Source organism: Streptomyces sp. NBC_00464 (assembly GCF_036013915.1).
GTDB lineage: Bacteria > Actinomycetota > Actinomycetes > Streptomycetales > Streptomycetaceae > Streptomyces.
In genome coordinates, this window is sequence record NZ_CP107899.1 from 4822566 (window position 1) to 4845105 (window position 22540).

At 66.1% G+C, this 22540-nt stretch carries 14 protein-coding genes and 3 rRNA genes; 11 read left to right on the forward strand and 6 right to left on the reverse strand.

Features of this window, described 5'->3' with window-relative positions:
- Positions 1-70: 70 nt before the first annotated feature.
- From manA to OG912_RS21770, 4 genes are all read left to right on the forward strand, one after another.
- A complete protein-coding gene (manA, locus tag OG912_RS21755) occupies positions 71-1261 on the forward strand; it encodes a mannose-6-phosphate isomerase, class I (RefSeq protein ID WP_327710873.1) in 1191 nt (396 codons plus the stop codon).
- A gap of 89 nt (positions 1262-1350) precedes the next feature.
- Entirely contained in the window at positions 1351-2373 is a 1023-nt protein-coding gene (locus OG912_RS21760; RefSeq protein ID WP_327710874.1) for a cation diffusion facilitator family transporter, read from the forward strand.
- A gap of 250 nt (positions 2374-2623) precedes the next feature.
- Entirely contained in the window at positions 2624-4081 is a 1458-nt protein-coding gene (gene ahcY / locus OG912_RS21765) for an adenosylhomocysteinase (protein ID WP_327710875.1), read from the forward strand.
- Between the two features lie 215 nt (positions 4082-4296).
- A complete protein-coding gene (locus OG912_RS21770; RefSeq protein WP_327710876.1) occupies positions 4297-4908 on the forward strand; it encodes a hypothetical protein in 612 nt (203 codons plus the stop codon).
- Here the strand turns inward: OG912_RS21770 and OG912_RS21775 are convergent.
- Positions 4905-5921 carry an RDD family protein gene (locus OG912_RS21775; protein WP_327710877.1) on the reverse strand — a complete coding sequence of 339 codons (1017 nt, stop codon included), beginning with the start codon at positions 5919-5921 and terminating at the stop codon, positions 4905-4907. The two genes, OG912_RS21770 and OG912_RS21775, sit on opposite strands and share 4 nt — an antisense overlap.
- Positions 5922-6040: 119 nt before the next feature.
- On the opposite strand from OG912_RS21775, the gene OG912_RS21780 reads away from it, so the two are divergent.
- From OG912_RS21780 to rrf, 4 genes are all read left to right on the forward strand, one after another.
- Positions 6041-7048, forward strand: coding sequence for a stage II sporulation protein M (locus OG912_RS21780; protein WP_327710878.1), 1008 nt, complete (start codon positions 6041-6043; stop codon positions 7046-7048).
- 701 nt (positions 7049-7749) lie between these two features.
- Positions 7750-9275 (forward strand): 16S ribosomal RNA (locus tag OG912_RS21785).
- A gap of 299 nt (positions 9276-9574) precedes the next feature.
- Positions 9575-12699 (forward strand): 23S ribosomal RNA (locus OG912_RS21790).
- Between the two features lie 79 nt (positions 12700-12778).
- Positions 12779-12895, forward strand: a 5S ribosomal RNA gene (gene rrf, locus OG912_RS21795).
- The 16S, 23S and 5S rRNA genes sit together here, the layout of an rRNA operon.
- Before the next feature lie 139 nt (positions 12896-13034).
- On the opposite strand, the gene OG912_RS21800 is transcribed toward rrf, so the two are convergent.
- From OG912_RS21800 to OG912_RS21820, 5 genes are read right to left on the reverse strand one after another with little or no spacing between them, the layout of a single operon-like run.
- Positions 13035-14345, reverse strand: a complete 1311-nt coding sequence (locus tag OG912_RS21800; protein ID WP_327713506.1) for a DUF58 domain-containing protein — start codon at positions 14343-14345, stop codon at positions 13035-13037.
- A gap of 11 nt (positions 14346-14356) precedes the next feature.
- A complete protein-coding gene (locus OG912_RS21805; RefSeq protein ID WP_327710879.1) occupies positions 14357-15358 on the reverse strand; it encodes an AAA family ATPase in 1002 nt (333 codons plus the stop codon).
- Positions 15355-16584, reverse strand: coding sequence for a DUF4350 domain-containing protein (locus tag OG912_RS21810; RefSeq protein ID WP_327710880.1), 1230 nt, complete (start codon positions 16582-16584; stop codon positions 15355-15357). Before OG912_RS21810 ends, OG912_RS21805 begins: the two co-directional genes overlap by 4 nt.
- Positions 16581-17276, reverse strand: a complete 696-nt coding sequence (locus tag OG912_RS21815; RefSeq protein ID WP_327710881.1) for a DUF4129 domain-containing protein — start codon at positions 17274-17276, stop codon at positions 16581-16583. The genes OG912_RS21810 and OG912_RS21815 overlap by 4 nt, the downstream gene beginning before the upstream one ends.
- Positions 17277-17280: 4 nt before the next feature.
- Positions 17281-18483, reverse strand: a complete 1203-nt coding sequence (locus OG912_RS21820) for a glycerophosphoryl diester phosphodiesterase membrane domain-containing protein (RefSeq protein ID WP_327710882.1) — start codon at positions 18481-18483, stop codon at positions 17281-17283.
- Between the two features lie 140 nt (positions 18484-18623).
- On the opposite strand from OG912_RS21820, the gene mtnA reads away from it, so the two are divergent.
- Genes mtnA through mtrB form a run of 3 tightly spaced genes read left to right on the forward strand, consistent with a single transcriptional unit; the run spans position 18624 to position 22489 of the window.
- Positions 18624-19769 (forward strand): S-methyl-5-thioribose-1-phosphate isomerase, encoded by a 1146-nt coding sequence (gene mtnA / locus OG912_RS21825; RefSeq protein ID WP_327710883.1) that lies wholly within the window; start codon positions 18624-18626, stop codon positions 19767-19769.
- Positions 19770-19773: 4 nt separating this feature from the next.
- A complete protein-coding gene (mtrA, locus tag OG912_RS21830; protein ID WP_005316841.1) occupies positions 19774-20463 on the forward strand; it encodes a two-component system response regulator MtrA in 690 nt (229 codons plus the stop codon).
- 1 nt (position 20464) lies between these two features.
- The gene (mtrB, locus tag OG912_RS21835; RefSeq protein WP_327710884.1) at positions 20465-22489 is read left to right on the forward strand and encodes an MtrAB system histidine kinase MtrB; all 2025 of its coding nucleotides are present in this window, start codon (positions 20465-20467) and stop codon (positions 22487-22489) included.
- Positions 22490-22540 lie beyond the last annotated feature (51 nt).

The following is a 22540-nucleotide window of genomic DNA, read 5'->3' on the forward strand; positions in this document are numbered from 1 at the left end:
GCATGCACTCAGTTCAACGCACGCACTCAGTTCAACGCCACACATCTCACAAGGCACGAGGACGATTTCCATGGACCGGCTCTCCAACACCGTGCGCCCGTACGCCTGGGGCTCCACCACTCTCATCCCGACCCTGCTCGGCGTCGCCCCCACCGGCGAGCCGCAGGCGGAGATGTGGATGGGCGCCCATCCCGGAGCCCCTTCCCGGATAACCCGCACCGGTGCCGCGGACGCCACTGCGGCAGCCCCCGCGGAACAAGCCCTCACCGATGTCATCGCCGCCGACCCGACCGGCGAACTCGGTCAGGCCGCCGTCGAGAAGTTCGGCCCCCGACTGCCCTTCCTCCTCAAACTCCTCGCCGCCGGAGCCCCGCTCTCCCTCCAGGTCCACCCCGACCTCGCCCAGGCACAGCAGGGTTACGCGGACGAGGAGCGCCGGTCCGTCCCGATCGACGCTCCCCACCGCGTCTACAAGGACGCCAACCACAAGCCCGAACTGATCTGCGCGCTCACCCCCTTCGACGGCCTGTGCGGCTTCCGGCGCCCCGTCGAGGCGGCCGAGGCGATGGAGGCGCTGGGCGTCGACTCCCTCAAGCCGTACGCCGATCTGCTGCGCGCCCACCCCGAAGAGGCCGCCCTGCGCGAGGTCCTCACGGCGATCCTCACCGCGGACCCGGCACAGATGGCGGACACGGTGACGGCCGTGGCGGCCGCCGCCGAACGGATCGGCGGCAGCTACGCCCCGTACGCACGCGCCGCCCACCACTTCCCGGGCGACGCCGGCGTGGTCGCGGCCCTGCTGCTGAACTACGTACAACTCCAGCCCGGCGAGGCCCTGTTCCTCGACGCCGGAGTCCCGCACGCCTACTTCGGCGGCCTCGGCGTCGAAATCATGGCGAACTCGGACAACGTGCTGCGCTGCGGACTGACGCCCAAGCACATCGACGTGCCCGAACTGCTCCGCATCGTCCGCTTCGAGGCGACCGACCCGGGAATCCTGCGGCCCGAGGCATCCCCGTCCGGCGAGGAGCTGTACGAGACGCCGGTCGACGAGTTCCGGCTTTCCCGCTTCGACCTCTCGCCGGGCGCCGCCCCCGTCGACCTCACCGCGGCCACGCCCCAGATCCTGCTCTGCACGGCGGGTGCGCCGAAGGCCGGTGAGATCGGCCTCGTACCGGGAGACTCGGTGTTCGTACCGGCCGGAGAGAAGGCCGAAGTGTCCGGTGCGGGCACACTGTTCCGCGCCACTGTGGTGGCCTGACGTACCGTCCGCATCAGCGACTGCAACAATGTCCGGCCGTACCGCGGCCGCCGGAGCCGCAGCACCGAACGAAGGGACACCAGGCACCCATGAGTGCGTCAGGCGGAACCAAGGCGATCGTGGCGGCACTCGGCGCCAACCTCGCGATCGCAGTGGCCAAATTCGTGGCGTTCCTGTTCAGTGGCTCGTCGTCGATGCTCGCGGAGAGCGTCCACTCGCTCGCCGACTCGGGCAACCAGGGACTGCTGCTGCTCGGCGGCAAGAAGGCCAAGCGCGAGGCCACCCCCCAGCACCCCTTCGGGTACGGGCGCGAGCGCTACATCTACGCCTTCCTCGTCTCCATCGTCCTGTTCTCGGTCGGTGGCATGTTCGCGGTGTACGAGGGCTACGAGAAGATCAAGCACCCGCACGAGATCGAGGCCTGGTACTGGCCGGTCGGCGTTCTGATCTTCGCGATCATCGCCGAGAGCTTCTCCTTCCGTACGGCGATCAAGGAGTCCAACGAGACCCGCGGCTCGCTCTCCTGGACCCAGTTCGTCCGCCGTGCGAAGGCCCCGGAACTCCCCGTCGTCCTGCTGGAGGACCTCGGCGCGCTCATCGGCCTGATCCTCGCGCTCGCCGGCGTCGGCCTGGCCCTCGGCACCGGCAACGGTGTGTGGGACGGCATCGGCACCCTGTGCATCGGCATCCTGCTGATCGTCATCGCGATCGTCCTGGCCGCCGAGACGAAGTCGCTGCTGCTCGGCGAGGCCGCCGGTACCGACCAGGTCGAGAAGATCAAGGCCGCGGTCGTCGACGGCGAAACCGTCACCGGCGTCATCCACATGCGTACACTCCACCTCGGCCCTGAGGAACTGCTGGTCGCCGCCAAGATCGCGGTCCAGCACGACGACAGCGCCACCGAGGTCGCCAACGCCATCAACGCCGCGGAGTCCCGCATCCGCGAGGCGGTCCCGATCGCCCGGGTCATCTACCTGGAGCCGGACATCTACAACGCCGCGGCGGCTGCGGCCGGCGTCAACCCGGCCAAGCAGCTGGGCGGAGCAGCGGCCGACGGCACCCCCGGCGACGTCCCCGACAACCCGGCCGACCCCACGGAATCCGGCCACTGACCGCACCCGACAAGCCGATGAGGCCGCTCCCGGACCTGGTGGACTGGGAGCGGCTGGGCCGTTCGGTGTAGATTCGTGGGCAGAGTCAGACGTCGCTGCTGATGGCGGTCGATCGGTCCGTACGCCGGACCGGCCGAGGGAGAGAGGGCCTCCGACGGACTGCGCTGCGAACCGCTCGGGCATTCGTGTGCCCACCGCGTGTCGCAGAGCCGCCCTACCCACCTCGACCCATCACGAGGAGCAGCCCGTTATGACGACGGTCGCCAATCGACAGGACTTCAAGGTCGCCGACCTCTCCCTCGCAGCCTTCGGCCGCAAGGAGATCACCCTGGCCGAGCACGAGATGCCCGGCCTGATGTCGATCCGCAAGGAGTACGCCGCGGCGCAGCCGCTGGCCGGTGCGCGTATCACCGGTTCGCTGCACATGACCGTGCAGACGGCTGTGCTGATCGAGACGCTGGTCGCGCTCGGCGCCGAGGTCCGTTGGGCCTCCTGCAACATCTTCTCCACCCAGGACCACGCCGCCGCGGCGATCGCGGTGGGCCCCAACGGCACCCCGGACGCCCCCGCCGGCGTCCCGGTGTTCGCCTGGAAGGGCGAGTCGTTGGAGGAGTACTGGTGGTGCACGGAGCAGGCGCTGACCTGGCCGAACACCCCCACCGGTGGCCCGAACATGATTCTCGACGACGGTGGTGACGCCACCCTCCTCGTCCACAAGGGCGTCGAGTTCGAGAAGGCCGGCGCGGCCCCGGACCCGTCGACCGCGGACAGTGAGGAGTACGCGTACATCCTCACGCTGCTGAACCGCACCCTCGGCGAGTCCCCGCAGAAGTGGACCCAGCTGGCGTCGGAGATCCGTGGTGTGACGGAGGAGACCACGACGGGTGTGCACCGGTTGTACGAGATGCACCGTGACGGCACGCTTCTGTTCCCGGCGATCAATGTCAATGACGCGGTGACGAAGTCGAAGTTCGACAACAAGTACGGCTGCCGTCATTCGCTGATCGATGGCATCAACCGTGCCACCGATGTCCTGATCGGTGGCAAGACCGCTGTCGTCTGTGGTTACGGCGATGTGGGCAAGGGCTGTGCGGAGTCGCTGCGGGGGCAGGGTGCCCGGGTGATCATCACGGAGATCGACCCGATCTGCGCGTTGCAGGCGGCGATGGACGGTTACCAGGTCGCCACCCTCGACGACGTCGTGGAGCAGGCGGACATCTTCGTCACGACGACGGGCAACAAGGACATCATCATGGCCGCCGACATGGCCCGGATGAAGCACCAGGCGATCGTCGGGAACATCGGTCACTTCGACAACGAGATCGACATGGCCGGCCTGGCGAAGATCGACGGGATCGTCAAGGACGAGGTGAAGCCTCAGGTCCACACCTGGACGTTCTCCGACGGCAAGGTCCTCATCGTGCTGTCCGAGGGCCGCCTGCTGAACCTGGGCAACGCGACCGGCCACCCGTCGTTCGTGATGTCCAACTCGTTCGCGGACCAGACGCTGGCCCAGATCGAGCTGTTCACCAAGCCCGAGGAGTACCCGACCGATGTCTACGTGCTGCCCAAGCACCTCGACGAGAAGGTCGCCCGTCTCCACCTCGCCGCGCTCGGCGTGAGGCTCACGACGCTCCGTCCCGAGCAGGCCGCGTACATCGGTGTCGAGGTCGACGGCCCGTACAAGTCCGACCACTACCGCTACTGATCCCAGCCACCACTCGCGAGGGTCCGCCGGTGACCACTCACTCCACCACCGGTCGGTGACGACCGGCCACCGGCAGACCCCCCAGTGCCTGCGGACGCACACGCGTCAGCAGCCCCGGTGACTCAGCAGCAGTTACGAACGCAGGCCCCCGCACCCCCGTGTCGGGGGCCTGCGCCGTACCGCACCCGCACAGCCCGAGGAACCCGAAGGACCCCATGCCCCGCGGCCGATATTCGCTCCACGATCTCCACGACCACACCCCCCTCGGTGAAGAACACTTCCACTGCGCACCAGGCCCCTCCGGCTGGCGCTATGTCTCCCAGACGACCGCCCCGTCCGGCGATCACCTCGGATCCGTGGACCTCACTCTCGACGAGCTCGGCCGTCCCATCCGTCTTGAACTCCACGCCGCGAGCTGGCAGGTCCGTGGCGCCGCCCTCGAAGGCGTCACCTGGGTGCGCACCGACCCGACCGGCACTCACGCCACCGAAGGCAATGTCCGCGCCCACGCCTTCAGCGGCACGTCCCCCGCGTTTCTCATCGCCACCGCACGTCTACTGCGTCTCACCCCCGCCTCCCCGCCGACCAGGCTCCGCATCGTCACCTTCACGGACCCCGTGCTCGCCCCCCGTACCGTCGACCAGTCCTGGGCCCTGGTGAACAGTGAAGCGCACCCCACTGACAACGGCCCCCTGACCGTGGACGCGTACCAGGTCAGCGCCCTGGACACCGGTGAGCAGCACACCGTCCACATCGCCGGCGACGTGGTTCTCTCGGCCCCCGGTATCGAGCTCGAAGAGCTGGAATCCCCGCCCTCGGACCGCTAAGCGGGCGGGGCGAATCCGGTAGTGGAGGGCCGCACCGGATCCACCCCGGGAGCCGCTGCCGCGCTGTCCGCCCCGGCAGGCCGGACATGGGCCACCTGCGCACGAGGGGGAGGGGCCATCGGAGCGTGGTGAGTCGCCGGGGCCGCAGCGGGGTCGGCGCCCCACGGCGCTTCCGCACCCGCACCGGCCGCGCCGAATGCGCCGGCCACGTCCGCCGTCCTGGTCTGAGGCCCCGCAACGACGGGGTCGCCGAGGGTTCCAGGGGCTGCGGCAAACGTCCGGCGCGCATCCCGCGCCTGCCGTTCGTTCACCACGGCGGCCAGGAACGCTGCGGCCGGCACATCCCCCGGCGCCGGAACCCCGGTCCGCGCGGCAAGGTCACCGGCCAGCCGCTCCGCCATGGCCCGCCCCACGCCACCGTCCAACTGGTGCATCCGCGTCAGGTACTGCCGCACCGCAAGCCACAGAGCGTCCGGGACCGCCGACAGATCAAGTCCGGCGAACCGCCCGACCAGCCAGGGCGGCGGAGGCGGCACGGCTGCCGCCCTGCCTGCCGGAACCCGCTCCCGTATGACGAGCGTTCCCGCGAAGACGTCCCCGAGCCGCCGCCCGCGCTCCGAGACCAGCGACGCGATGGAGGCGACCACACCGAGCGTCGCGAGGATCTCCACCACCCCCATCGCCCCGCGCACCAGCGCATGCCGGAACCGGATCGGGCCCCCGTCGTCGCGCACCACCCGAAGCCCGCACGCGAGCTTCCCCAGCGAACGGCCGTGGCTGAGCGTCTCCACCGCGATAGGCCCTCCCACGAGAACGAGCAGGAAGGTCGCGACGGCCACCGCCGCCACGGCTGCCTCGTCGAGCGTGGCCGTCGCGACGGCCAACCCGATCGACACCAGCACGAACGCCGTCCCGACCACCACAAGATCAATGGCCAGAGCCAGTGCCCGGCTCGGCAACTTCGCCGTTCGCAACCCCAGCACGACCGCGTCCCCGGTCACGAGCTCACTCATCGCCGCCCACCCTTCGCCGACCATCCCTGCCCCTAGGGGCCACAGTCTGCCAAGCTGACCCGCAACGCGCCGCAGTTGTACGCACCCGTACACACCCATGCCAGGAGCAGCAGCCGACCATGGACCTCGACGTCTTCGTCAACGCCCATCGCATCGAGTGGGACCGTCTGGACCACCTTCTGCACCGCGGGCGCAGGCTCACGGGAGCGGAAGCCGACGAGCTCGTCGACCTCTACCAGCGCACGGCGACCCATCTCTCCCTGATCCAGTCCAGCGCACCCGACCCGCTGCTCACCGCACGCCTCACCCAGCTGGTGGCCCGAGCCCGCTCGACCGTGACCGGCACCCGCCGCGCCTCCTGGCGCGACGCCGCGCACTTCCTCACGGCAGGCTTTCCCGCAGCGGTCTACCGCTCGCGGCACTGGTGGATACCGACCGCGGTCCTCTCCGTGCTCCTGGCCGCAGTGATGGGCTGGTGGATCGGCACCCATCCGGAGGTCCAGTCAGCCATTGCCGCACCGGAGGATCTCCGCCGCCTGACCAGCCCGGGAGGGGAGTACGAGACGTACTACTCCAGCCACCCGGCAGCCTCGTTCGCCGCTCAGGTCTGGACGAACAACGCTCAAGCAGCCGCCATGTGCCTGGTGCTGGGCGCGTTCCTCTGCGTTCCGGTGATCTGGATCCTCTTCGTCAACGTGCTCAACCTCGCGGTGGGAGTGGGACTGATGTCGTCGGCGGGCCGACTCGATACCTTCCTCGGCCTGATCCTTCCCCACGGGCTGCTGGAGCTCACTGCGGTCTTCGTTGCGGCCGGCACGGGACTCCGCCTGGGCTGGACGGTCATCGACCCCGGCCCGCAGACCCGGCGTACCGCCCTGGCGCAACAGGGGCGGGCAGCCATCGGCATGGCCATCGGCCTTGCCATCGTCCTCTTCGTATCCGGCGTCATCGAAGGCTTCGTCACCCCCTCCGGCCTTCCGACCTGGGCCCGTATCACCATCGGAATCACCGCCGAGCTGGGCTTCCTCGCCTACGTCTACATCCTGGGCGGCAGGGCGGCCCGAGCCGGCGACGCAGGCGACATCGCAGCAGCCGAACGAAGCGCCGAACTGCCGGTGGCCGCCTGATGTGCGTACGGACCTGCTGGCCTGCTACTGTCTCTCTCGCCCCAAAAACCGTTGACACGGCGGACTGGGGGAGGTAGATTTGACTAGTTGCCTTGAACTGGACAAGTTCGAGTCCAACCGTTAGATTTACCCCGCTCTCACCGGAAATTGAATTTCCGCAGAGCCATTGATTCCCACTCTCTGAAACATGAAGCCGATTAGCTCGGCGTTATTGCTTCTGATAAAGTCGAATCAGCCGAAAGGCAAGGCCACTTCAACGGCCACCGGAATTCAAATTCGAACCGGAAACGGAACGGAATGAGTCTGGTAAGGTTGAAACCGCTGGAAAGGGAAAGCGCGAAAGCGAAGAACTGGAAAGCGAAAACGCGAGGCCCGCTTCGACCGGGAATCGGACACGAAAGAGTCTGATAGAGTCGGAAACGCAAGACCGAAGGGAAGCGCCCGGAGGAAAGCCCCAGAAAATGTTCTGAGGGTGAGTACAAAGGAAGCGTCCGTTCCTTGAGAACTCAACAGCGTGCCAAAAGTCAACGCCAGATATGTTGATACCCCGACCTGCTTCGGCAGGTTCGAGGTTCCTTTGAAAGTCCTAACAGGTCTCTGGCCTGGTAGGCAATGCACACAGCGAGGATTCAGTGGACGACCGGTTATATTCCGACATGGTCGTTCCGCTCTCGTGGTGTCTACCCGATTACGGGAAAACATTCACGGAGAGTTTGATCCTGGCTCAGGACGAACGCTGGCGGCGTGCTTAACACATGCAAGTCGAACGATGAAGCCCTTCGGGGTGGATTAGTGGCGAACGGGTGAGTAACACGTGGGCAATCTGCCCTTCACTCTGGGACAAGCCCTGGAAACGGGGTCTAATACCGGATAACACTTTCCCTCTCATGGGGGAAGGTTAAAAGCTCCGGCGGTGAAGGATGAGCCCGCGGCCTATCAGCTAGTTGGTGGGGTAATGGCCTACCAAGGCGACGACGGGTAGCCGGCCTGAGAGGGCGACCGGCCACACTGGGACTGAGACACGGCCCAGACTCCTACGGGAGGCAGCAGTGGGGAATATTGCACAATGGGCGAAAGCCTGATGCAGCGACGCCGCGTGAGGGATGACGGCCTTCGGGTTGTAAACCTCTTTCAGCAGGGAAGAAGCGAAAGTGACGGTACCTGCAGAAGAAGCGCCGGCTAACTACGTGCCAGCAGCCGCGGTAATACGTAGGGCGCAAGCGTTGTCCGGAATTATTGGGCGTAAAGAGCTCGTAGGCGGCTTGTTGCGTCGGTTGTGAAAGCCCGGGGCTTAACCCCGGGTCTGCAGTCGATACGGGCAGGCTAGAGTGTGGTAGGGGAGATCGGAATTCCTGGTGTAGCGGTGAAATGCGCAGATATCAGGAGGAACACCGGTGGCGAAGGCGGATCTCTGGGCCATTACTGACGCTGAGGAGCGAAAGCGTGGGGAGCGAACAGGATTAGATACCCTGGTAGTCCACGCCGTAAACGTTGGGAACTAGGTGTTGGCGACATTCCACGTCGTCGGTGCCGCAGCTAACGCATTAAGTTCCCCGCCTGGGGAGTACGGCCGCAAGGCTAAAACTCAAAGGAATTGACGGGGGCCCGCACAAGCAGCGGAGCATGTGGCTTAATTCGACGCAACGCGAAGAACCTTACCAAGGCTTGACATATACCGGAAAGCATCAGAGATGGTGCCCCCCTTGTGGTCGGTATACAGGTGGTGCATGGCTGTCGTCAGCTCGTGTCGTGAGATGTTGGGTTAAGTCCCGCAACGAGCGCAACCCTTGTTCTGTGTTGCCAGCATGCCCTTCGGGGTGATGGGGACTCACAGGAGACTGCCGGGGTCAACTCGGAGGAAGGTGGGGACGACGTCAAGTCATCATGCCCCTTATGTCTTGGGCTGCACACGTGCTACAATGGCCGGTACAATGAGCTGCGATGCCGCGAGGCGGAGCGAATCTCAAAAAGCCGGTCTCAGTTCGGATTGGGGTCTGCAACTCGACCCCATGAAGTCGGAGTTGCTAGTAATCGCAGATCAGCATTGCTGCGGTGAATACGTTCCCGGGCCTTGTACACACCGCCCGTCACGTCACGAAAGTCGGTAACACCCGAAGCCGGTGGCCCAACCCCTTGTGGGAGGGAGCTGTCGAAGGTGGGACTGGCGATTGGGACGAAGTCGTAACAAGGTAGCCGTACCGGAAGGTGCGGCTGGATCACCTCCTTTCTAAGGAGCATCTAGATTCCGTAAGGAATCCAGAGCCACTACGCCGGCAAATGTTCGGCGGTGGTTAGCTCATGGGTGGAACGTTGACTATTCGGCACGACAGGTTGTTCTCACTAGTACTGCTTCGGCGTGGAATGTGAGGGTGATCGGTCGGGTCGGGCACGCTGTTGGGTATCTGAAGGTACGGGCTCATTTGAGTCTGTCCTTCGGTTGCCGGCCCCAGTGCACTCGTTCTTCGGAACGGGGTGATGGGTGGCTGGTCGTTGTTTGAGAACTGCACAGTGGACGCGAGCATCTGTGGCCAAGTTTTTAAGGGCGCACGGTGGATGCCTTGGCACTAGGAACCGATGAAGGACGTGGGAGGCCACGATAGTCCCCGGGGAGCTGTCAACCAAGCTTTGATCCGGGGGTTTCCGAATGGGGAAACCCGGCAGTCGTCATGGGCTGTCACCCACTGCTGAACACATAGGCAGTGTGGAGGGAACGAGGGGAAGTGAAACATCTCAGTACCCTCAGGAAGAGAAAACAACCGTGATTCCGGGAGTAGTGGCGAGCGAAACTGGATCAGGCCAAACCGTATGCGTGTGATACCCGGCAGGGGTTGCGCATGCGGGGTTGTGGGATCTCTTTTTCATGGTCTGCCGGCCGTGAGACGAGTCAGAAACCGTTGATGTAGGCGAAGGACATGCGAAAGGTCCGGCGTAGAGGGTAAGACCCCCGTAGCTGAAACATCAACGGCTCGTTTAAGAGACACCCAAGTAGCACGGGGCCCGAGAAATCCCGTGTGAATCTGGCGGGACCACCCGTTAAGCCTAAATATTCCCTAGTGACCGATAGCGGATAGTACCGTGAGGGAATGGTGAAAAGTACCGCGGGAGCGGAGTGAAATAGTACCTGAAACCGTGTGCCTACAAGCCGTGGGAGCGTCGCGCATCGAGCTTGCTCGGTGCGTCGTGACTGCGTGCCTTTTGAAGAATGAGCCTGCGAGTTTGCGGTGTGTTGCGAGGTTAACCCGTGTGGGGAAGCCGTAGCGAAAGCGAGTCCGAATAGGGCGATTTAGTAGCGCGCTCAAGACCCGAAGCGGAGTGATCTAGCCATGGGCAGGTTGAAGCGGAGGTAAGACTTCGTGGAGGACCGAACCCACCAGGGTTGAAAACCTGGGGGATGACCTGTGGTTAGGGGTGAAAGGCCAATCAAACTCCGTGATAGCTGGTTCTCCCCGAAATGCATTTAGGTGCAGCGTCGTGTGTTTCTTGCCGGAGGTAGAGCACTGGATAGGCGATGGGCCCTACCGGGTTACTGACCTTAGCCAAACTCCGAATGCCGGTAAGTGAGAGCATGGCAGTGAGACTGTGGGGGATAAGCTCCATGGTCGAGAGGGAAACAGCCCAGAGCATCGACTAAGGCCCCTAAGCGTACGCTAAGTGGGAAAGGATGTGGAGTCGCAGAGACAACCAGGAGGTTGGCTTAGAAGCAGCCACCCTTGAAAGAGTGCGTAATAGCTCACTGGTCAAGTGATTCCGCGCCGACAATGTAGCGGGGCTCAAGCGTACCGCCGAAGTCGTGTCATTCCAGCATGTACCCCCAACGGGGGCTGGGATGGGTAGGGGAGCGTCGTGTGCCGGGTGAAGCAGCCGCGGAAGCGAGTTGTGGACGGTTCACGAGTGAGAATGCAGGCATGAGTAGCGATACACACGTGAGAAACGTGTGCGCCGATTGACTAAGGGTTCCTGGGTCAAGCTGATCTGCCCAGGGTAAGTCGGGACCTAAGGCGAGGCCGACAGGCGTAGTCGATGGACAACCGGTTGATATTCCGGTACCCGCTTTGAAACGCCCAATACTGAATCAGGCGATGCTAAGTCCGTGAAGCCGGCCCGATCTCTTCGGAGTTGAGGGTAGTGGTGGAGCCGACGAACCAGACTTGTACTAGGTAAGCGATGGGGTGACGCAGGAAGGTAGTCCAGCCCGGGCGGTGGTAGTCCCGGGGTAAGGGTGTAGGCCGTGTGGTAGGTAAATCCGTCACACATTAAGGCTGAGACCTGATGCCGAGCCGATTGTGGTGAAGTGGATGATCCTATGCTGTCGAGAAAAGCCTCTAGCGAGTTTCATGGCGGCCCGTACCCTAAACCGACTCAGGTGGTCAGGTAGAGAATACCGAGGCGTTCGGGTGAACTATGGTTAAGGAACTCGGCAAAATGCCCCCGTAACTTCGGGAGAAGGGGGGCCATCACTGGTGATCCGATTTACTCGGTGAGCTGGGGGTGGCCGCAGAGACCAGCGAGAAGCGACTGTTTACTAAAAACACAGGTCCGTGCGAAGCCGTAAGGCGATGTATACGGACTGACGCCTGCCCGGTGCTGGAACGTTAAGGGGACCGGTTAGCTGACTTTCGGGTCGGCGAAGCTGAGAACTTAAGCGCCAGTAAACGGCGGTGGTAACTATAACCATCCTAAGGTAGCGAAATTCCTTGTCGGGTAAGTTCCGACCTGCACGAATGGCGTAACGACTTCTCGACTGTCTCAACCATAGGCCCGGTGAAATTGCACTACGAGTAAAGATGCTCGTTTCGCGCAGCAGGACGGAAAGACCCCGGGACCTTTACTATAGTTTGATATTGGTGTTCGGTTCGGCTTGTGTAGGATAGGTGGGAGACTTTGAAGCGGCCACGCCAGTGGTTGTGGAGTCGTCGTTGAAATACCACTCTGGTCGTGCTGGATGTCTAACCTGGGTCCGTGATCCGGATCAGGGACAGTGTCTGATGGGTAGTTTAACTGGGGCGGTTGCCTCCTAAAGAGTAACGGAGGCGCCCAAAGGTTCCCTCAGCCTGGTTGGCAATCAGGTGTTGAGTGTAAGTGCACAAGGGAGCTTGACTGTGAGACCGACGGGTCGAGCAGGGACGAAAGTCGGGACTAGTGATCCGGCAGTGGCTTGTGGAAGCGCTGTCGCTCAACGGATAAAAGGTACCCCGGGGATAACAGGCTGATCTTCCCCAAGAGTCCATATCGACGGGATGGTTTGGCACCTCGATGTCGGCTCGTCGCATCCTGGGGCTGGAGTCGGTCCCAAGGGTTGGGCTGTTCGCCCATTAAAGCGGTACGCGAGCTGGGTTTAGAACGTCGTGAGACAGTTCGGTCCCTATCCGCTGTGCGCGTAGGAATATTGAGAAGGGCTGTCCCTAGTACGAGAGGACCGGGACGGACGAACCTCTGGTGTGCCAGTTGTCCTGCCAAGGGCATGGCTGGTTGGCTACGTTCGGAAAGGATAACCGCTGAAAGCATCTAAGCGGGAAGCCTGCTTCGAGATGAGTATTCCCACCCTCTTGAAGGGTTAAGGCTCCCAGTAGACGACTGGGTTGATAGGCCAGATGTGGAAGCCCGGTAACGGGTGGAGCTGACTGGTACTAATAGGCCGAGGGCTTGTCCTCAGTTGCTCGCGTCCACTGTGTTAGTTCTGAAATAACGAACGGCCGTGTTTTTATCCGGTGTTGGTTAATTTCATAGTGTTTCGGTGGTCATTGCGTTAGGGAAACGCCCGGTTACATTCCGAACCCGGAAGCTAAGCCTTTCAGCGCCGATGGTACTGCAGGGGGGACCCTGTGGGAGAGTAGGACGCCGCCGAACTCCTTTTGATAGTTAAGCCCCGTGCCCTTGTGGCACGGGGCTTTTCTGCGTTCCGGACCAGAACGAACCTGGACCCATGTCAGCGGGCACAGCCAGTACATCTTCTTTGTGCCCGCTGACTCGTATATCGGCGGTGTCGCTACAGCCGCCCCGCTGCCTTGAGAGCCAAGTAGGCATCCGAGAGAGCCGGCGCGAGGTTGTCCGGGATTGCGTCGACGACGACCACACCATGACGCCGGAGCTGATCCGCAGTTTGACGCCGCCGAGCCTGAGCCTGGGCGCCAGCAGCAGCGTCATAGATGGCGTCCACTGTTCCTCTCGCACCTGCCATGTCTTCGACGTGCGGGTCTCTCACGGCCGCCAGCAGCACGGTATGCCGCTGGGTGAGACGTGGGAGTACGCGCAGCAGGCCCTCTTCGACAGGCGCTGCGTCAAGGCTGGTCAGCAACACGATCAAGGAGCGCCGGGGAGCGTTGGTCAGTGCGGCGGCGCTCAGGCCGCGTGAATCGGTTTCCACGAGCTCCGGCTCCAGCGGAGCCAAAGCGTCGACCATCGCCGACAGGATGTCTTCGGCTGACCGGCCTCGAACCTGGGCCCGTACACGGCGGTCGTAGGCGAGGAGGTCCACACGATCGCCGGCGCGGGTGGCGAGGGCGGTGAGGAGTAGTGCCGCGTCCATCGATGCGTCGAGACGAGGGACATCGCCCACCCGGCCCGCTGATGTCCGGCCGGTATCGAGGACGATGAGGATATGACGGTCGCGCTCGGGGCGCCAGGTACGTACGGCGACCGCTGACTGGCGAGCAGTGGCCCGCCAGTCGATCGAGCGGGTGTCGTCACCGGGAACGTAGGCGCGCAGGCTGTCGAATTCCGTGCCCTCGCCCCGGGTGAGAACGCTTGTACGGCCGTCGAGTTCGCGCAGTCTGGCGAGGCGGGACGGCAGGTGCTTGCGGCTTGTGAAAGGTGGCAGGACACGCACTTTCCAGGGAGCGTGATGACTGCCCTGGCGGGCTGCGAGTCCCAACGGGCCGTAGGACCGGATGGTGATGCGCTCGGCCTGGCGGTCGCCACGGCGGGTGGGGCGCAGAAACGTGGTGACACGCCGACGCTCGCCGGGCGGGATATCAAGTCTGTGGCGCGACGCGGCCTGGTCCGCGCCCGGGAGCCAGCTACTGGGAGGCCATGCGTCACGGAGGTGTGCCCGCAGGCGACGGCGGGAAGGATTGACTACGGTGAGTTGCACCTCAGCGCCGTCACCGAGTCGAACGGTTGTATCGCCGGATCGGGTGAACTGAAGCGGACGCACTGGTGCTGCCAGGGCATAGTCGCACAGAATAGCTAGAGAGAGCGGGGCGTTGACCGCGAGCATGCCCGTCCAGCTCGGGGCCAGGATGCCTACAGGGAGTGATCCCAGAGCGGCGAGCAGAGCGGTGCGTCCGGTAAGAGCCACCATTCACCGCCTCAACGGGGTACGGGGACGTGGGCGAGAACCGCGGTGATGACGGAGTCGGGGGTGACTCCCTCCATCTCCGCCTCGGGCCGCAGCTGGATGCGGTGCCGGAGTGTGGGGAGGGCGAGGGCTTTGACGTCGTCGGGGGTGACGTAGTCGCGGCCGGTCAGCCAGGCCCAGGCCCGGGCAGTGGACAGGAGAGCAGTGGCACCTCGGGGCGAGACCCCGAGGGCGAGTGAGGGGGATTCGCGCGTGGCACGGCAGATATCCACAACGTAGCCAGCGATCTCAGGGGAGACGGTGGTCTGGGAGACAGCGGTGCGTGCAGCCTCCAGATCGGCCGGCCCTGCGACCGGGCGTATGCCTGCCGCCTGCAGATCGCGGGGGTTGAAGCCGTTCGCATGGCGGGTCAGGACGTTGATCTCGTCGTCGCGGGACGGCAGCGGGACCGTCAGCTTGAGCAGGAACCGGTCCAACTGGGCTTCGGGGAGAGGGTATGTGCCCTCGTACTCCACTGGGTTCTGGGTGGCTGCAACGAGGAAGGGGTCCGGCAGGGGGCGGGGAATTCCGTCGACGGTGACCTGGCGTTCTTCCATTGCCTCCAGAAGGGAGGACTGCGTCTTGGGAGGCGTCCGGTTGATCTCGTCGGCGAGCAGGAGGTTGGTGAAGACCGGCCCGGGCTGGAAGGAGAACTCGGCGGTGCGGGCGTCATAGACGAGTGACCCGGTGACGTCGCTGGGCATCAGGTCGGGGGTGAACTGGACACGTTTGGTGTCGAGTTCGAGAGATGCTGCGAGCGCCCTGACCAAGAGGGTCTTGGCCACACCAGGGACGCCCTCGAGCAGGACATGGCCGCGGCAGAGCAGAGCGACGACGAGACCGGTGACCGCCGGGTCCTGCCCGACCACGGCCTTGGCGATCTCGGAGCGCAGCGCTTCCAGGGAGGCGCGGGCAGCTGCGTCGCCGCTGACGGTCCCGGTTGTCCCGGTGGGAATGGGGGGCGGGGCGCTCATGAGGTACGGACCTCTCTTTCGAGGGTGTCGAGTTGGTCTGCCAGAAGGACGAGAGCGGTGTCGTCGGAGGGGGCCGAGCCGAAGAGCAGTTGGTGGAGGCCGGTGTCGCCAGGGTTGTGGCGTGCGGACACGGCGGGGAGGAGTGTCGCGGGGGAGTGCGCGTCGATCGGGGAGACGCCGACGAGGGGAGCGATGCGGGTGCGTGTGGCGTTGCGCAGCGCATCGGCGGCCCGGTCGCGGGCGTTGGCCTTGCGCTGGAGGCGAGCACGGCCCTCTGTGGATTCGGAGGCACGGATGGCCACAGGCAGCCGTTCGGCGACCACGGGACCCAGGCGTCGTGCCCGCCAGATCGCGGCAAGCACGGCGGCGAGGGCGAGTTGCAGGGTCCCCCAGAGCCAGCCCGACGGGATGAGATCGATGAAGCTGCTTTCGTCCTCCGCGCTGTCGCCGTCCACGCTGCTGTTGTCGTTGCCGCTGGCGCTGTCTGCGGCTGAGGGGTCGCTGAGCGAGGGGAGGTACCAGATCAGATGTGGGCGCGAGCCAAGGAGTTGAAGGGCCAGGGAGGCGTTGCCTTCCTTGTCCAGGCGGTCGTTGTAGAGGAGGTCGGGGGATCCGAGCAGCACGGTGTCACCCGATGCGGGCTGCCCCAGCATGAGCAGGGAAGGAAGGCCATCGGACGGGTAGCAGGCGAAGGTGTCGAGGCCGTCCGATGTGTAGCGGAAGCCTCCTGTCTCTGCGTCGCCGGCCTGTCGTGCGCCGGGCAGGGAACACTGCGGGGCCCGTGTGGAGACCGGGGCGGAGGACTTGGCGCGCACACCGGGGGCCAGTGTGCCGACCGAGGTCGGGCCCGCAGCGAGGAGCACCGTTCGGCCGCCCGTATCGGTGGTCATGGCGCGGAACACGCTCTGCTGATGTGGCGTCAGGACATTGGGGGCGGCAACGAGCAGTGTGGCGTCGGGGCCGGCCGCAGACGTGGCGGCCTGGAGCGTGGTGACGACGCGGACGGAAACGCCGCGGTCCTTGAGGAGTTCGGCTACAGCCCTGCTGCCGTAACGGTCCGCGGAGCGGGGGTCGAGCCGGCCGTGCTGGTCTCCGGAGCGGGTGGCCGCCAGGGCGATTCCCGCAACGACGAGCACGAGGAGAGCGAGCAGCAGTCCGCGAGCGCGGCTCCAGACCTGGCGCGGAGAGGGAGAGGTGGATGTGGAGCGGGTTGTGGGCGTGGTCATTCGGCAGCCCCTGGGAGCGTGCCGGAAAACTGTGGTGTGGCGGACTCCAGGTCGAGGTCCAGGGCGAGCACGGTCAGATACGCCTGCCGGTCGGCGGAACGGCCCCCGTATGTGACGTCGTCGAACGCCTGGGCCGCCGCCCGGAGCCGTGCGGCGTGGGCAGGGAGGGTACGGCCCGCTTCCGCGGCGGCTTCGTCGGCGGTGCGTCCGGGGCGGGCGTCGAGCAGGGCGCGCTCCTCCAGAGAACGGACGATGGCGCGCATCCGCTCCTGGACGGCTTGGATCCACCGGCCGGCGGCGGCATGGGCCTCGGCGGTGGCGCGGTGTTCCGGCGCACTGGAGGGGCCGCTCTCGAAGAGGGCGTCCGCCGCTCGCAGGCTGCGCTGCGGGGTGCCCAGACGCCACAGAAGCGCGGCGGCCAGAGCGATGACGATCAGTACGAGTACGACCAGTCCCGCAGGTCCGCCCGGTGCGGCGCCGGAGGCGGACGAGAGGAGGTCGCCGATCCAGCCCCACAGGTGGTCCAGCGCACGCTGGAGCGGGTTCGGATCGTTCTCGTGGTACATCGGTTTGGACAGTTCGTGCCGTGCGGCCTCGCGAGCGGGCACTCGTGGGATGTCCACGGGTATGTCGCCGCTCGCCCGGATCAGTAGCTCTGCCGCAGCTGCCGTTGTGCCACCCGCCCCCGACACGGTGTCAGCTCCTGTTGTCGTAGCCCGGCAGACCGGCTGCCCGGGCGAGGTCGAGATCGAGCGCTTCGCGCCGGATGCGCTGGTCCACGTAGAGAAGGGCCATGACACCGGCGGACAGCGGATAGGTGATCGTGGCGATGACCACGTCGCCGATGGCGGAGACGATCAGGAACGGCCAGCCGAAACTGGTGGCTCCCTCGGTGAGGAAGGAGCCAAGACCGCCGTCGTCCACGGCCATCCCGACGAGGCCGAACGGGATGCCGATCACCAGCGTCACGATGAGCGTCAGCAGCCCGGTGAGCGCGAGGATGCCGAACGTCCGCCACCAGGCGCCGCGGACCAGTTTGGCGGAGCGGCGCATCGATGCGGTGATCGACTGCCGTTCCAGCATCAGCGCCGGGGAGGCGAGGCAGTAGCGGACCCAGAGCCAGAGGAGCACACAGCCTGCTGCGAGCAGTCCGATGAAGGCGAGACCGACACCTGCTGTGTCGCCGATCAGGTAGCCCGGGAGGATGCCCACGGCCATGATGCCCACGGCCATGACGGCAAGCAGGAGGGTCAGCCCCAGGAGCGGGAACAGCCGGGGCCGGGCCTCGGCCCAGGCGTTGGAGAGCGTGACGGGACGGCCCAGCACCGAGCGGCTGATCACCACCGTCAGTACCGCGGTGGTGAAGGTCGTGGCGAGCATCGTGATGAGCAGGGGCGGGGCGGTGTTGAGCAGGCTGGAGCGGAGCGATTCGGTGGCCTGACGCAGGGCCTCCGAGCCGGTGGCGTTCCGGTCGATCGACGGGGGCTCCGGCAGCAGGTACCGCTGCACGAGCAGGTTGGCGAGCTGGGCGATGACGGAGACGGTGAGAGTGATGCCGAGCACCGTGCGCCAGTGTGCGCGCATGGTGGAAACGGCACCGTCAAGGATCTCGCCGACGCCCAGTGGCCGGAGGGGGATAACGCCCGGCTTGGCCGCGGCCGGCGGGCGTCCCCATCCGGGGCCCTGCGGGGGAACGCCCCAGCCGGGGTAGGGAGGCGGCGTGCCGGGGCCGGGTCCGGAAGAACTCGGCGGGGACCACTGCCCTGCGGGAGGCCGCGTGGAAGACCAGTTCCCCGCAGGCCCGCTGCCGTCGACGGGCTCGGAAGGCCGGGGGACGCCTGCCTCCTGGTCGTCGGAGGGGGCAGATCCGGGCGAGGCCCAGCCCGGAGTGTCGTTCATTCTTGCTCCTTCACGGTCCTGTCCGCGCACTGGGGCGTCAGGTTGGCAGCCATCGTGCCACGCGTTGCACCCGTCCGGGACTGGCGCTGTATCTCCTTCGTTCCTTCATGCGCGGGCGGCTCACGGGGCAGACTGGACGGATGGCTGATCAGGACGCGCAATCGCCGGTGGGCTGCGAGCCCGCCGCGCTTCCCGTACTTCGCTGGGACGAGCCTCCGGAAGGTCCTGTACTGGTGCTTCTCGACCAGACGAGGCTGCCGGCGGAGGAGGTCGAACTGGCCTGCACCGACGTTCCCGCGCTGGTGGAGGCGATCCGGACGCTGGCGGTGCGCGGAGCGCCACTGCTGGGCATCGCAGGGGCCTACGGGGTGGCTCTCGCCGCCGTGCGGGGATACGACGTGGCTGAGGCCGCGGGCATGCTGGAGCAGGCGCGGCCCACCGCGGTGAACCTCGGGTACGGCGTCCGGCGTGCGGCCGGGGCGTACTGGGCGGCCGTCGACAAGGGGGCCGGCCCGGAGCAGGCGGCGGCTGTGGCGCTGGACGAGGCCCGAGCGCTGCACCGGGAGGACGCTGTGGCCAGCGGGCACATGGCCCGGTTCGGGCTCGCTCTCCTGAATGAACTGCTTCCCGGCGGCGGTCACCGGTTGCTGACCCACTGCAACACCGGGGCGCTGGTCTCCGGGGGCGAGGGAACGGCTTTCGCGGTCGCGCTCGGGGCGCACCGGTCAGGCCGGCTCAGGCGCCTGTGGGTGGACGAGACCCGTCCTCTGCTGCAAGGGGCCCGGCTGACCGCGTACGAGGCGGCGCGCAACGGCATGCCGTACAGCTTGCTCACGGACAACGCCGCGGGGTCGCTGTTCGCCGCCGGGGAGGTGGACGCCGTGCTGATCGGGGCGGACCGCATCGCTGCGGACGGATCGGTGGCCAACAAGGTGGGGAGCTATCCGCTCGCAGTGCTCGCGAAGTATCACCACGTACCGTTCATCGTGGTGGCACCGACCACGACCGTGGATCTGCATACCGCGGACGGTGCGTCCATCACGGTGGAACAGCGACCGGCAAGGGAAGTGACTGAGCTCACATCACCGCAGCTGGGGGCTGACGGGAGAGGAATCGGTGGAGTGCCCGTGGCCCCGGTAGGGACCCCGGCGTACAACCCCGCCTTCGACATCACGCCGCCGGAGCTGGTCACGGCGATCGTCACGGAGGAGGGCGTAATCTCCCCGGTCACAGGGGTCGGACTGGCAGAGCTGTGTGCCAGATCATCGCAGGTAACGATTAGCTAATGGGATGATGTCGTTTATGAAGGGACGCGTCCTTGTCGTCGACGACGACACCGCACTGGCCGAGATGCTCGGGATTGTGCTGCGTGGTGAGGGGTTCGAGCCGTCGTTCGTAGCGGACGGCGACAAGGCACTTGCTGCATTTCGTGAGGCAAAGCCGGACCTGGTCCTGCTGGATCTCATGCTGCCCGGTAGGGACGGCATCGAGGTCTGCAGGTTGATCAGGGCCGAGTCCGGTGTGCCGATCGTCATGCTCACTGCCAAGAGCGACACGGTTGACGTGGTGGTGGGCCTGGAGTCAGGGGCCGACGACTACATCGTCAAGCCGTTCAAACCTAAGGAGTTGGTTGCCCGGATCAGGGCACGTTTGCGTAGGTCCGAGGAACCGGCACCGGAGCAGCTGACCATCGGGGACCTGGTCATAGATGTGGCCGGGCACTCGGTAAAGCGGGACGGGCAGTCCATTGCCCTGACCCCGCTGGAGTTCGACCTGCTGGTCGCGCTCGCCCGCAAGCCGTGGCAGGTCTTCACCCGTGAGGTACTCCTTGAGCAGGTCTGGGGATACCGTCACGCCGCTGACACCCGTCTGGTGAATGTGCACGTGCAGCGGCTCCGCTCCAAGGTCGAGAAGGACCCGGAGCGGCCGGAGATCGTAGTGACCGTCCGAGGTGTCGGTTACAAGGCCGGACCGAGCTGACATGTCCCTGGGTAGCACTGCTCCGAAGCCCGGGGAGCCGGGAGTCCGTGCGGAGCGGGCTGCCGGTTCAGGGCACACGTCATCTCCGGTCGGGCGTTTCCTGCAGGGCGGCCGGTTGTTCCATGACCGGGCGCCCGGCGGGCCGCTGCCGCGGCTGCTGATGCGGTGGGTGCGGCGTCCGCTGCTGCCCGCCGTGCGGCTGTGGCGGCGCAACCTCCAGTTGCGGGTCGTCGCCGGCACGCTGCTGATGTCGCTCGGTGTGGTGCTGCTGCTCGGCCTCGTCGTGATCGGGCAGGTGCGTAACGGCCTGCTGGACGCGAAGGGCAAGGCTGCCCAGACACAGGCCGCCGGCGGGTTCGCGGCCGCCCAGGAGAAAGCGAACGCTCCGCTCACCCCCGGTGCGCAGGGCGGCGACGCCGCAGATGGCACGACGGCCAACAACTCCTGGCGGACCGAGCTCGTCGACCAGCTCGCCAGTGGTGGGAAGAACGCTTTCAACGTGGTGGCGCTCAGCGCCGACGAGGGGTCCCGTGCGCCACGCGGCTCCGGCAGCGTCGAGGCCGCGAGTATTCCGCAGGAGCTGCGCGAGTCGGTGAACAAGGGCCCGGGAGCGTTTCAGACGTACTCGCAGATCAAGTACGCGAACGGGCAGGAATCGCAGCCCGGTCTGGTCGTGGGCAAGCGCCTCTACGACATCGACCGCAATCCGTATCAGCTGTACTACGTCTTCCCGCTGACGCAGGAGGAGAAGTCCCTGACGCTGGTCAAGGGCACGCTGGCGACCGCGGGTCTGTTCGTGGTCGTGCTGCTCGGGGCCATCGCGTGGTTCGTGGTGCGCCAGGTCGTCACCCCCGTACGCATGGCGGCGGGGATCGCCGAACGGCTCTCGGCCGGTCGGCTCCAGGAGCGGATGAAGGTCACCGGCGAGGACGACATCGCCCGGCTCGGTGAGGCCTTCAACAAGATGGCGCAGAACCTTCAGCTGAAGATCCAGCAGCTGGAGGAGCTCTCCCGGATGCAGCGGCGCTTCGTCTCGGACGTCTCGCACGAGCTGCGGACTCCTCTGACGACCGTGCGGATGGCCGCCGACGTCATTCACGAGGCACGTGTCGACTTCGACCCGATCACGGCGCGTTCCGCGGAGCTGCTCGGGGACCAGCTCGACCGCTTCGAGTCGCTGCTGTCCGACCTGTTGGAGATCAGCCGGTTCGACGCGGGCGCCGCGGCGCTGGAGGCGGAGCCGATAGACCTGCGGCAGGTCGTGCGACGGGTGATCGGTGGCGCCGAGCCGCTGGCCGAGCGCAAGGGCACCCGGATCAGAGTGGTCGGCGACGAGCAGCCGGTGATCGCGGAGGCCGACGCGCGACGGGTCGAGAGGGTCCTGCGCAACCTGGTCGTCAACGCCGTCGAGCACGGCGAGGGGCGCGATGTCGTGGTGCGGATGGGAGTGGCCGGCGGAGCGGTCGCCGTGGCCGTCCGGGACTACGGCGTGGGGCTGAAGCCCGGCGAGGCGACGCGCGTGTTCAACCGCTTCTGGCGGGCCGACCCGGCCCGCGCACGCACGACCGGCGGCACCGGGCTGGGGCTGTCCATCGCCGTCGAGGACGCGCGGCTGCACGGCGGGTGGCTGCAGGCATGGGGCGAGCCCGGCGGGGGTTCGCAGTTCCGGCTGACGCTGCCGCGTACGGCGGACGAACCGCTGCGCGGTTCGCCGATACCGCTGGAGCCCGAGGACTCGCGGCGCAACCGTGAGAACCGGGAGCGGGCCGCGGCTGCTCCCGCCCAGGGCAGCGACCACCGGCTGGGGGCGGTGCCCTCGCAGCCGGTCGGCACGGACCGGGCAGCACTGCCCGTACCGGCCCGCGCGTCCATGCCGGCCCGGACCGCACCGGCCTCGGTCCATCCGGCAGCCCTGCCGGGCAACGGCGCGCGTGTGGTGCCGCGTCCCGCCGAGGAGCGGCCCGGCCGTCACAACGACTCTCCGGGGCAGGATCCGGGGCGGGAGGACACGACTCGTGGTCACTGACCGTGGTCAGGGCGGCCGTGGCCGTGCGGTGGGGGTGACCGTGCTCCTCGG